Annotated in this window: 9 protein-coding genes; 5 read left to right on the forward strand and 4 right to left on the reverse strand. The window is 59.5% G+C overall.

Translation table 11 applies throughout. The features are described from left to right. Nucleotides 1-53 precede the first annotated feature (53 nt). The 3 genes from AC4GMC_RS05215 to AC4GMC_RS05225 are packed head-to-tail and all read right to left on the reverse strand — an operon-like array spanning nt 54 to nt 4,898. Entirely contained in the window at nt 54-2,111 is a 2,058-nt protein-coding gene (locus tag AC4GMC_RS05215) for a S8/S53 family peptidase (RefSeq protein WP_487876157.1), read from the reverse strand. Between the two features lie 3 nt (nt 2,112-2,114). Further along, on the reverse strand, nt 2,115-3,215 hold the full coding sequence (locus tag AC4GMC_RS05220) for a phosphatase PAP2 family protein (RefSeq protein WP_487876158.1): 1,101 nt from the start codon (nt 3,213-3,215) through the stop codon (nt 2,115-2,117). Nucleotides 3,216-3,263: 48 nt separating this feature from the next. Next, nucleotides 3,264-4,898 (reverse strand): hypothetical protein, encoded by a 1,635-nt coding sequence (locus AC4GMC_RS05225; protein ID WP_487876159.1) that lies wholly within the window; start codon nt 4,896-4,898, stop codon nt 3,264-3,266. A 133-nt stretch (nt 4,899-5,031) separates the two neighbouring features. Here AC4GMC_RS05225 and AC4GMC_RS05230 point away from each other — a divergent pair, with 133 nt between their 5' ends. Further along, entirely contained in the window at nt 5,032-5,217 is a 186-nt protein-coding gene (locus tag AC4GMC_RS05230; RefSeq protein ID WP_487876160.1) for a hypothetical protein, read from the forward strand. Between the two features lies 1 nt (nt 5,218). Here AC4GMC_RS05230 and AC4GMC_RS05235 read toward each other — a convergent pair whose 3' ends face one another. Continuing rightward, a complete protein-coding gene (locus tag AC4GMC_RS05235; RefSeq protein WP_487876161.1) occupies nt 5,219-6,076 on the reverse strand; it encodes a nitroreductase family protein in 858 nt (285 codons plus the stop codon). 88 nt (nt 6,077-6,164) lie between these two features. Here AC4GMC_RS05235 and AC4GMC_RS05240 point away from each other — a divergent pair, with 88 nt between their 5' ends. From AC4GMC_RS05240 to AC4GMC_RS05255, 4 genes are read left to right on the forward strand one after another with little or no spacing between them, the layout of a single operon-like run. After that, on the forward strand, nt 6,165-6,899 hold the full coding sequence (locus AC4GMC_RS05240) for a succinate dehydrogenase/fumarate reductase iron-sulfur subunit (protein ID WP_487876162.1): 735 nt from the start codon (nt 6,165-6,167) through the stop codon (nt 6,897-6,899). Next, nucleotides 6,899-7,246: a succinate dehydrogenase gene (locus tag AC4GMC_RS05245; protein ID WP_487876163.1), complete on the forward strand. Its 348-nt coding sequence runs from the start codon at nt 6,899-6,901 to the stop codon at nt 7,244-7,246. The genes AC4GMC_RS05240 and AC4GMC_RS05245 overlap by 1 nt, the downstream gene beginning before the upstream one ends. Then, the gene (sdhC, locus tag AC4GMC_RS05250) at nt 7,243-7,596 is read left to right on the forward strand and encodes a succinate dehydrogenase, cytochrome b556 subunit (RefSeq protein WP_487876164.1); all 354 of its coding nucleotides are present in this window, start codon (nt 7,243-7,245) and stop codon (nt 7,594-7,596) included. Before AC4GMC_RS05245 ends, sdhC begins: the two co-directional genes overlap by 4 nt. Before the next feature lie 2 nt (nt 7,597-7,598). Continuing rightward, a complete protein-coding gene (locus AC4GMC_RS05255) occupies nt 7,599-9,356 on the forward strand; it encodes an L-aspartate oxidase (RefSeq protein WP_487876165.1) in 1,758 nt (585 codons plus the stop codon). Nucleotides 9,357-9,437 lie beyond the last annotated feature (81 nt).

The raw sequence follows: 9,437 nt of genomic DNA on the forward strand, positions 1-9,437 counted from the left end.
AGGTAAAGAAAGCGTTTATGGGCTGAGAGTGAGTTTACCGTGAAAACCGCAATTCACGATGAAGCGCTGGGGTCTTTGCAGACCGTAGGTGCGCGTAAAGGGCCCATGCGGGAAAGTGTCTGCGCATCCTCTAAGCCCGAGTTTCCTTGTTCAAATTCCGTTGATTCAAACAAATGAAACGCGGGTTTGTTACGCAGCAGGTTTAGGGCGACCGCGCGGGTTACCGCCGCGCTGGCCGCCGAAGTGCCCACGATCCGCGCGCCTGAGCCGGATGTTACGCCGATGGAGGGCAATCCGCGGCGAAAATGACCCTGATCAGCAACGGCTGAGACGTTGGGATGGGCCGGGTCCTTTAGGATCGTGCCGTTTGCCATCAGGGCAATCGCGCTTGCGCCGGAGTATTCTGTGGGTTTGCCTGTGCAGCCGATGACCCCTGCGACACGGATTACGGCGGGGGCGGTTCCGATCCCGTTGAGGCACCCATACCCGCGCACTGGCGTAAGCGGCGCGGGCTCTAGCGGTCTTGGGGGAGTGGGGTGATTGAAATCCACCAAAAAGCTTTGCTGGCCTCCGGTTCCAAGCTGGGTTGGATCATCGTCGCGCTGCACCCAGACATCCACCGCTTGGTGCGGTTGCAGCGGCTGGCTGCCCGTGCGCAGGGTGACGCGCCACAGTCCGACTGGGCATCGCCGCCTTGGGTCGCCGATCAGCGCGGTGGGGGTCATGGCCAGCATCACGCGCCAACGGTTGCCGTTGTGTTTGTCGGCTGACACTTGGCCGATGTTCAGGCCGTCAATCTCTAGTTCATCAAACCGGCGCGGGTCGCCCCCCGTGTGCGCGGGATCCGCCGAAATCGACAGTGTGCCGCCTTGGGTCAGGGTGACGCCGTCCGGTGGCGTGACGACGATTTCCCACCCTTCGGGTGTGTCCATATCGGTCGGTAGCCAAATCTCAAGAAAGCTAGAAGTGCGATCATCCGGTTTCAGTTGCCAGCCAAAATGGATTTCGCCCGCCGCATTCGTATCGGGGGCCATGAACCTGCCGTGCATACGGTTGGCGAAATTGTTGCCGGTGGGCATGATAAGATAGGTGTCGGGCTGCACGGCTTGTCGCTGGGTGATCAATGCCTCAACCCCACGTTCAAAGCTGGATCCACCATCATGGCGGTTCGCGCTCCAACCGTAGGAAAAGTTCACGGCGGCGGGCAGTTCAGGCAGGCCGTAATGCGCGGCAATCGCGCGGGAGCGGTGAAAAATATACTCAATCGCGCTGAGCATCATCATCTCTTTGCCAAATCCAGAGGTATCCCACGCGACGGTATTGGGCAGTTGCACTGCGATGATGATGGCATCATCGGGTAGGGTATGCGGCCCGGTACGCGGGTCGTTTCCGGCAGCCAGCCCAAGGATATGTGCCCCGTGGGTGACAGAGTGTTCCATAACCGTGCCCAGTTCGGGCAGGGTGCGGTCAATGGCGCCCGCCGCGCGGTATGCGGCGCGTTCATGGGTGCCATGGGTCGCGCGGAGCGTGTCAATTTCGGTGTTAAAGACCTCTCGCCCAAAGGGGACTGCCGCTGTGTTTGGCGCGCGGGCGGCTTGCATCCAGCAGGCCGCGATACGGCTGTTGCCGTCACTGTCTAGAAAGGCGGTGTGAAGAAAGGGCAGGCCATCATCCACCACGCCGATAATCATGCGTGGGGGTTTGGGCGGCGGGGTCCAGCCATTTAGCGCGGCGTCCGGGTCGTAGGTTTGGGGCCATGTCGCAGGCGCGATGGGCATGTTCAGGCGAAAGCGTGCCGGCCCCACCCGTTGCAACATGCGCGTCAGCTTGACGTCTTGGCTTTCGACCTGCTGCATTTCACCGTCGGGGTCGAACATCGCAAAGGGCGTGACGGGTGGATTGGCTGTCCACATCGGGGGCACGCGGACCTCTAGGGCGTCACCTTCTGCGATTTGGGCGGTGCCTTCCATCAGGGCGGTGTAGTGTGTCTCAACACCGTTGCGGATCGCGGGGAACGCGAAGGGAAACCCAAGCTCAGCGGCAAAGGTCCATCGCTCATACGGGCCGGTGTATTTGGCCAACTGCACATTGTCGGGGCGATCGAAGAACATGACCTAGGCGCCCTGTTTCTCAGCAAGGGCCTCTTGCCAGATCCACTCGAATGGCTTGGCCTTTGCGGGTTGGGTGGCGGGGCCCGCCCCCCGCGTCAGCCCGGCGTCCTCTGCGCGGGAGGTGTCTTGCAGGTCGCCGTCAAAGAAGTCCTTAGACAAAGGCACGTAACTCTGTGGTTCTATGTCGATGTCGAGCCCGCAGCGATTGAGGATGATCTGACCAATGATCTGACCAAGTGCGGCGCCGCACCAACTGTCGATGGGGTAATGCACGCCCGCAACTGTGCGGTTTACCGTGATCCGTTCCGCCAATCCGTGCAGGACTGCTTCTCGTTTGGGTTGATCCGAAAGGGTGCCCCAGCGCTGGGTCAGGGCCTTCATCACCGTCATCACGGCATAGGCCTCGGTCGCGTGGGCCGAAGGAAAGCTGCCGTGACCCGGCACAGGGATCATCGGCATCAGCCGGGGGTCCAATTGATCGGGGCGCCGAACGGCCAGCGGGTACTTGAGCATCATGGCAACATGTGCGGCCATGACTTGCGTGGCGGTTATCAGTTCAAAGGTTTTGCTGGCCTGAGAGGTGTTTAACCCCAGAACCATCGCAAAATAGGCGGTGGGAAACCCAAGCTGTGAGATCACCTCTGCGCTGCGGTCGGCCCGTAGGCTCGCGTAGTCGGCGACCAGCGTGCATTGTTTGCGCAGGAGGGCCATGTCGGGTCGCGTCGCGGTAAAAACGGCTTTGTCATCGGCCTTTAGGGTTACGGATTTGGTGGCGTCGTCCGTTGTGACCACTATACCCGACAGAAAGCTGCTGAGATAGAGCGAGCCGCGTACCCAGATCGCCATTCCGGGCATCGTATCGGTGTTGTCAAAGGGCAGTTGTGCGACCGAAGGGGCCGTTCCTTCGATTGCCAAGTGGCGCAAGGCCTCTGCCGTGGTTTGCAGCCCATAGGTTGTCGTGCCATCGTAGCCGCCCGGGTCCTGCTGGCCCAGAAAGCTGCCTAGGCCGGTCACGTTCGTGCCAGCCCCGACGCCTCCAACGCCGCCTACTCCGCCAACGCCACCTACACCTCCGACGCCGCCTACTCCGCCCATTTGTGCCATGTCTAAATCCTTTTCTTTTTGAACGATTTGAATTGGTAAAACGTGTTTTTAATCGATCCCTGCGGCTTCAAGTGCGTTGGTCACAAGGGTGCCTAGCCGTGAGCCCGCGATGGGATGTGTGCGCCGATACTCGGCTAGGGAAAAGCTAGGAAACCGACGCTGTAGGTCTTGGGCGGCGGTTCGGGCCTCATCGCCGCGATCCAAGGCGTGCAGTGCCGCAATCCGTGCCCGCAGGGTCGAGATATGGCGATCATTGGCGCGCAGCGACAGGTCCGCCAGTTTGACCGCCATTTCGTAGTTTCCCGCCGCAAGGTGTGCGGAACTCGCGAGGCTGTCAAAGTAGTACCCGAACGGATCAATAGGCGAGAGGCGGCGCGCCGTTTCGGTGGCGCGTACCGCGGAACGGCCTTCATCCTGAAACGCTTTGAGCGAGCCGCGCAAAAGCCACGCGAGGCTTTCGTTGGGGTTGATGTTCTGGGCCTCTGAGTATCGGGCCTCTGCCACATCCAACTCACGCAGTATGTTGGCACGGGCAAAGCCGTCAATCGTCAGGCTAAAGCTGGACATCGGGTCAAGATCAAGCGCGCGCGCCGTGCAATCCAGTGCCTTTTGCGTGTCGGCGGCGCGGTCTGTGGTGTAGTTCTTAAAGATGTTGAGGATATACCATTTGCCCAGCCAGGCATGGATTTGCGGGCTGTCAGGCGCGCGTTCGGCGGCTTCGTCCAACATCTGTCGCGCGCGCATAAAATCCCCCAAAGTGGGGTGGTGCATCGCGGTGGCCCCCGCGATCAAAAGCTTATGATCGGGCAGTTCAGGCAGGGGCGTCGCACGAGCCATTTCAAGCGTGGTTTCGGCAATTGCGCGGCCCACTGTCTGGACCACATTGACCAGCCAATCGCTGGCCTCATCGGTGAAATGGCGGGCGGGGCAGTGCAAATGACGGTTCCATAGCAATGTCCCGGAACGCGTATCCACAAAGTCTATGTCCGCTACCAAGTCCTGACCGCTTTTGCGCAAGGCACCTGTGATCAGATAGTCCACGTCCAGCGTGTCACGGACCCCTTCGACGTCGACAGTGCGTTTGGACATCGCCCGTCCAGAGAGATGCGAAATGACTTGCACCAATGATGAGCGGGACATCATCCGGCTGGTTTCTTCGGCGATCCAATCAGCAGCGACAGACAACTCATGATCGCCGGGCGGCACACCGAGCGGGAGCGCGCAGACCCGAGGTTGCAGCCGTTGTGCTCTGCGGGTGCGTGACAGGGTGCAAAGCGCTTCAATCCGGCCGGGTTGGGCACGTTTTTCATCTCGCCACCGGACAAAGGCGGCTTCACGCACGTTAAGATCGTCTAGGAATGGGCCGTCTCGCGGGCTGCCTTGGACTTGGACCTGGGCCATGTCGATTTCAATTTCAGTAGACGTGACGGTCAGCACCGCGTCAAACACTGGCCCAAGGCGTTTGCGCAAATCCGATAGGGCGCGGCGCAAATTTTGATGACCACTTTCATAGTCGGCCAAACCCCAAAGCGTTTCTTGCAGATATGTCCGGCTGCGACGTCCCAAGGGGGCCGTGACCAACAGGGCAAATAGGGCGCGGTGTTTGGCCCCGGTGATGTCACCGCCCTTGGCCAATCGCACCATGCAGGCGCCGAACAATGTGATCTCGATTTGGATGGTCACCCCGTCACTCCGGTTATCCCATGTCCGACGCTACCTTCCGCTACGTCAAAAACAAGTGGCTCACAGTGAATTCACGCTTTTGGCGCGGGGCGTTTTGATAAGCTGGGATCACATTGCAAAAGAGTATTTCAGCATGAGTTCTGAGAAGAAAAAGGCCGAGATTGAGGATGTTTTCGATTTTTATACGCAGTGGCCTGAGCTGCGGGGCAGGATCGTCGCACTTCGTGAGAATGGCGGTTTGGCCCCGGAGGATCAGCAAATTTTGTATTGGATGATCCATGTTATGGATCGGGTGGGGCCGTCGGACGTGCGTCAATAACCTAGTCTAATTTGAACCCCTGCGCGCGAACGTAGGCCCCGAAATCAGCGCGCTCCGGTGTGCTGTATTGGCGGGTTTTGTCGTCGGACCAGCCGTAAACGTCTTGGGTCGGGAACCGGTCTGGGCTGCGCTGAGTTGCATAGGGTTGGGCGGCAGCGCGGGCGCGATCATATTCGGCGACGGTGCCGCGCAAATCCGTCTCCTGATAGGTATCAACGTGGCAAGTAACCCCCAAAGGCAAGCGTTTTGAGATGGTTGGGGGCTGTTTGGGGTAGCCAAGTGCGAGGCCTGCGATGGGAAAGACATGATCTGGCAAGCCGATCAGGTCGGACACTGCACGCGCACTGTTGCGAACAGCACTGACCGGGCAGCAGCCAAGGCCCATCGCCTCAGCCGCTGTCACGAATGCCCCAAGCGCTATGGCGGCATCGACGGTCGCGTTAAAAAATGCATCCAGATGATCGTTGGCAAATGGCACGTCCTGCCAATCGTGCAGCAACCGCTGGCGTCTGTTGTTGCCGCAGAAGATCAAGATCAACGGTGCCTCTGCGACCCATGCCTGTCCTGTGACCAGTTGGGCTAGGGTTTTGCGTTTTTCGGAATTTTTAAGGGCGATGAGATCACGCTGTTGCAGGTCGCTTTTGGTGGGGGCTGACATCGCAGCCGCGCACAGCAGGTCCAATATATCCTGCGGGACGGGCGTTTCGGCAAAGTCCCGACACGCGCCTCGTGTGAGCATTGAGCCGAGGAGCGCACTGTCGCAATCTGCCAAACGCATCCCCGACGCATCGTCAAAACGCGTCCCAAGGGCGCGTTGCACGCTGATCGGGGCTAATTTGAGCCTGTTGTCTTGAGGCATTTGTGTAATCCCTGCTAACGCTAATATTAAAGATTTTTCGCGTTCGTTAAGCGTAACTGTATGTTATCCCATGCGTCGAGCCAAAAGAATGGGGTCGTTATTCACCGTGACAAACACGCGTTTTCTAGAGGTTACCGTCGAACGTGATGAGGGCAAGAGCCAAGCCTTTCGCGTGCCGGCCTATGAGAACCAGACCGTTCTCGACGTGGTGTCGTGGATTCAGCAGAATGCCGACCCAACGCTGAGCTATCGCTTCGCGTGTCGGGTTGGGATGTGTGGCAGCTGTGCGATGATGGTGAATGGTGTGCCGCGTTGGACGTGCCGGACGCATATTTCAAAGGTGCTAGAGGGTGAAGCGGTCACGATTGGCCCCTTGCGCAATCTGCCGGTCGTGAAGGACTTGGTCGTGGATATGGACCCGTTCTTTGACAAATGGGTCGCGGCGGAGGGGGTGCACCACGGCGGGCTGACACGGGATGATCCGATAGCCGCCGTGGATGAGGAAAGCGCCGCCCGCGTCGAGGCCAATGCTGGGATTGAGTGCATCAACTGTTCGGTGTGTTACGCAGCGTGTGACACGGTTGCGGGTAATCCGGATTACCTTGGGCCTGCGGCGTTGCAACGGGCTTGGACCCTGCTCAACGATGCTAAAGACGAAGGCCGGGTTGCCATTTTGGAGGCGGTATCAGGCTCTGGCGGGTGCCACAATTGCCACTCGATGGGGTCGTGCACGACCTATTGTCCCAATGAATTGGACCCGATGGCCGCAATCGCAGGGCTCAAACGGGAAACGGCAAAATCATTCTTTCGGAGGGGGCGCTGATGCTGACGCTCCGACTATATATGCTGCAACGGATCACCGCGATGCTTATGGCGCCGCTGGTGATTGGTCACTTGGCGGTGATGATCTATGCGATCCAAGGTGGTTTAGACGCGGCTGAGATTTTGGGCCGCACACAAGGCTCGGTCCTGTGGTTTTTGTTCTACGGCACCTTTGTTGTAGCGGTGGCGATCCATGGCGCCATTGGCCTGCGCACGATTATTCATGAATGGGGCGGGGTGCGCGGCGCGGCCCTAGAGGCATTGATGTGGGGTACAGGCTTGACCCTACTGGGCCTTGGCGCGCGGGCGGTCTGGGCCGTGACCTTTGCTGCGGGGTTGGGGGCATGAGCATGGCGCGCGGCATTACCTCTCGGGCACATCCTTTGTGGCTGGCTTATATTCTCCACCGGGTTTCTGGCCTCGCGCTGTCGCTGTTTTTACCGCTGCATTTCTGGGTTCTGGCCTTGGCATTGACGGACCCTGCGCGGCTGGACGGCTTTTTGACATTGACCGAAAACGGCGTGGTCAAATTGGCTGAATTCGGTCTCGTGTTCCTGTTGGCTGTCCATATGTTTGGCGGTCTGCGGGTTATGGCGATGGAATGGCTGCCGTGGTCTGCACCGCAAAAGACCCTCGCGGCGGCGGCCGCTGCCCTGTCATTCCTGATCGCAACCCTCTTTTTCCTACAGGCGATTTGACCATGCGCGTATCCGACATTGAACGTCACGACACCGATATCCTGATCCTTGGCACAGGTGGCGCCGGGCTGTTTGCGGCCCTGCACGCCCAGCAAACCGCGCCTGCGGGCACCAAGATCACGATTGCCGTGAAGGGGCTAATCGGCAAATGCGGCTGCACGCGGATGGTGCAGGGGGGCTACAACGTGGCCTTGGGCGGCGGCGACACCGTTGAGCGGCACTTCATGGATACCATTCAGGGGGGCAAATGGCTGCCTGATCAGGACATGGCGTGGCGTCTGTGTGAGCAGGCTGTGGTGCGCATTCGCGAGTTGGAGAACGAGGTCGGCTGTTTCTTTGACCGCAATGCGGACGGGTCGCTGCACCAAAAGGCGTTTGCGGGGCAAACTGCTGATCGGACAGTGCATAAGGGTGACTTGACCGGCATCGAGATTATCAACCGTCTTATGGAAAAGGTTCTCGCGAGTGGTGTGGAAAAGCTGCAAGAGCATCGTGCGATTGGCTTGATCCCGACCAAGGATAGCTCTGCCCTGTCGGGTGTTTTGATGATCGATATGCGCACGGGCCGCTTTCGGTTTGTGCGGGCAAAGACGGTTCTGATGGCCACGGGCGGTGGTCCGACAATGTACAAATACCACACACCTTCTGGCGACAAGACCATGGATGGTTTGGCGATGGCACTGCGGGCGGGCCTAAGCCTGCGCGACATGGAGATGGTGCAATTCCACCCCACAGGGTTGCTGGCCGGCGATCATACGCGCATGACCGGCACGGTGTTGGAGGAAGGTTTGCGTGGCGCAGGTGGTCAGTTGATCAACCATGCGGGTCAACGGTTTATGTTTGATTATGACGGCAAGGGAGAGCGCGCGACCCGCGATGTGGTCAGCCGTGGGATTTATGCCGAAATGCGCAAGAACAATAACCCTGAGCAGGAGGGCGTGTTCATCTCGATGTCCCATCTAGGGCCTGAGTTCGTGCGCCAAAAGTTCAAGGGCATGGTGAAACGCTGCGCAGACAGCGGATTTGATCTGGCCGCGGGGCAGGTCGAGGTCGTGCCGACGGCGCACTACTTTATGGGCGGCGTGGTGGTCGATGTGGACACCCGCACCGCGATGGAGGGATTGTACGTCGCGGGTGAGGACGCGGGCGGTGCCCACGGGTCAAACCGCTTGGGCGGCAATGGTGTTGCGAACTCGACGGTCTATGGGGGCATTGCGGGCGATACGATGGGCACTGATGTGCGTACCATGACGCTCCGGGATCCGGATGAAACCGCACTAGAGGCAGAGTTCGCGCGCGCCATCCATCCGTTTACGCGCCCGCCCGAATTGATCCTGCCGCTGCGCAAACAATTGCAGGAATGTATGTGGGATGAGGTGGGCGTGATGCGCACTGAGGTGGGCATGAAGCGTGGGCTTGCGGGGATTGCCGCCGTGTCGGAGGCGGTGATGGATGTGGGCGTGGATGCCAGCAATTTGGCGTTCAATCTGACGTGGCACGATTGGCTTAACATGCGGTCGCTGTGTGACATCTCCGAAGTCATTACCAAGGCGGGGCTTGCACGCGAGAATTCTCGCGGGGCGCACTTCCGTGAGGATTTCCCCGACCCTGGCGCGATGGAGGACAGCGAGTTCACATTGGCGCGCATGGATGGTGACACAGTCGCGGTCACGCGCGCACCCGTTCAGTTTACAATCGTTCGCCCCGGCGAGACGATCTTGCCCGAAGGGGCCCCCGAAACGCTGGTCGCGGCGCAATGACGCCGATCACCATGCCATTCCTTGATTTGCCGGAGCGTCTGCAATGATCCCCATCAACCTCATCCAATCCACCGCCGAAAC

Source organism: Thalassobacter sp., assembly GCF_982993085.1.

Excerpts from the sequence above, each read along its gene's own strand:
- AC4GMC_RS05215 (WP_487876157.1), bottom strand. The coding sequence starts at position 2,111 with ATGTTCTTCGATCGCCCCGACAATGTGCAGTTGGCCAAATACACCGGC.
- AC4GMC_RS05220 (WP_487876158.1), bottom strand. The coding sequence starts at position 3,215 with ATGGCACAAATGGGCGGAGTAGGCGGCGTCGGAGGTGTAGGTGGCGTT.
- AC4GMC_RS05230 (WP_487876160.1), top strand. The coding sequence starts at position 5,032 with ATGAGTTCTGAGAAGAAAAAGGCCGAGATTGAGGATGTTTTCGATTTT.
- AC4GMC_RS05235 (WP_487876161.1), bottom strand. The coding sequence starts at position 6,076 with ATGCCTCAAGACAACAGGCTCAAATTAGCCCCGATCAGCGTGCAACGC.
- AC4GMC_RS05240 (WP_487876162.1), top strand. The coding sequence starts at position 6,165 with ATGGGGTCGTTATTCACCGTGACAAACACGCGTTTTCTAGAGGTTACC.
- AC4GMC_RS05245 (WP_487876163.1), top strand. The coding sequence starts at position 6,899 with ATGCTGACGCTCCGACTATATATGCTGCAACGGATCACCGCGATGCTT.
- sdhC (WP_487876164.1), top strand. The coding sequence starts at position 7,243 with ATGAGCATGGCGCGCGGCATTACCTCTCGGGCACATCCTTTGTGGCTG.
- AC4GMC_RS05255 (WP_487876165.1), top strand. The coding sequence starts at position 7,599 with ATGCGCGTATCCGACATTGAACGTCACGACACCGATATCCTGATCCTT.